This is a genomic window from Kitasatospora sp. RG8, from assembly GCF_017813315.1.
Classification (GTDB): Bacteria; Actinomycetota; Actinomycetes; order Streptomycetales; family Streptomycetaceae; genus Kitasatospora.
In genome coordinates this window covers 1-1753 of the sequence record NZ_JAGIYX010000087.1, presented here as the reverse complement: position 1 = coordinate 1753, position 1753 = coordinate 1, and the positions used below count along the sequence as shown (strand labels likewise).

Here is a 1753-nt window from a genome sequence, read left to right as displayed (position 1 = left end):
ATACTCCGGATCCACCGGCAGATACCCCGCCCCCGCCTTCCACACCGCAAGGACCGCCACCACCATCTCCACACCCCGCGGCAGGCACAGACCCACCAACGACTCCGCACCCACCCCCTGGGCCACCAGGTAGTGCGCCAGCCGGTTCGCCCGCGCATCCAGCTCCGCGAACGACACCTCCACCCCGTCGCACGACACCGCCACCGCACCCGGCACCCGCACCACCTGCGCCTCGAACAAGTCGGGCACCAGACCACCCGGCAACTCGACCGCCGTCCCGGCCCACTCCTCCACCACCAGGGCACGCTCCCGCGCCCCCAACACCCCCACCGCCGACAACCGCGTCCCCGGCTCCCCCTCCAACGCGGAGACGACGCCGGCCAGGGCGGTGTGCAACAGGTCGCACACCCGGCCGGCCTCCGCCGGTGCCACGGCGTGCACGGTCAGGACGAAGCCGGAGCCCATGTCGCCGACCGAGACGTTCAGGGGGTAGTTCGAGCGGTCCCACAGGTAGAGCTGCTCGATGCCTTCGAGCCCTCCCTCGTTCCCGGTCTCCGGTCGCCGCGTGGCGCCCTGGCTGTAGCGGTAGTTGAAGACGGAGGTGAACAGCGGGCTGCCGCCGGGTACACCGCTGGCCCGCTGCGCCACGGCGAGCGGGGCGTGTTCGTGCACGAGCAGTTCGGCCAGCTGGTGGCGGAGGCCGTCGAGGGCCTCGTCGACCGTGGCCGACCCGACCCGGACACGGACCGGGAGCGTGTTGATGAACAGGCCGGGGACGCGGTCGGATCCGGCGCCGGCGTTCATCCGCCCGAACAGCACCGTGCCGAACACCACGTCGTCCCGGCCCGAGACGGTCGCCAACACCCGCGCCCACGCCAGGTGGAACACCGTCGCCGGACTCACCCCGCGCGCACGCGTCAACTCCCGGACCCGGACGGCCAGGTCATCGTCGACCGCGAGCCGCGCCTGCTCGGCGCCGGTACCGTCGCCGCGCACGTCGACCAGCCCGTACGGTGCCGTCGTCTCCTCGACATCACCCAAGAGCCCGGCGAAGTAGCGCTCGTGCTCGCCGCCCTCCGCCCCGAGGCGGGCCTGCGCGACGAAGGTGCGGAACGGCAGCGGCTCGGGCAGCGCGTCGCCGTCGCCCGACAGGATCGCCCGCAGCTCCCCGAGCAGGACCTCCTGGGTGGTGTGGTCCTGGACGAGGTGGTGGATCTTGAGCAGTGCCAGCAGCCGGTCGCCACCGGGATCGGCGGCGGTGTACACCTCGATCAGCGGGGCCCGGCCGAGGTCCATCGACCCTCCGCCGGCGGCGATCAGCTGGTCCACCGCCGCCGAACCGTGCGCGTCCAACACGACCTGTCGAACGGGCAGTTCAGCGTGTCGGGCGACGACCTGGACGGGTTCGCGCAGGCCCTCCCAGACGATCGCGGTGCGGTAGATGTCGTGCCGGTCCACCACCTGCTGGAGCGCGGCCAGGAACGCGTCCAGGCGCTCGCGCGAGTCGAATCCCAGCACCATCGGCATCGCATAGACGTCCGTCGAGTGCTGATCAGCCATCAGATGATGGAAGAAGATTCCCTCCTGGAGCGGTGCGAGCGGGTAGACGTCCGCAATGTTCGCCGCACCCCCCGGGATCCGCGCGACCACACGGGCGACCTCCGCCTCGTCCAGGTCCACCAACGGCAGCATGCCCGGCGTGATCTCCTCCGCACCCTCGGGAATCAGGTTCGCCGGCACCACCACCTGCTCC

The 1753-nt window shown here is 71.6% G+C and carries 1 protein-coding gene; it reads right to left on the bottom strand.

The features are described from left to right. Positions 1 to 1753 (bottom strand): condensation domain-containing protein (locus J5Y04_RS41130; protein WP_209417669.1); only part of this gene is annotated, 1753 nt, incomplete at both ends.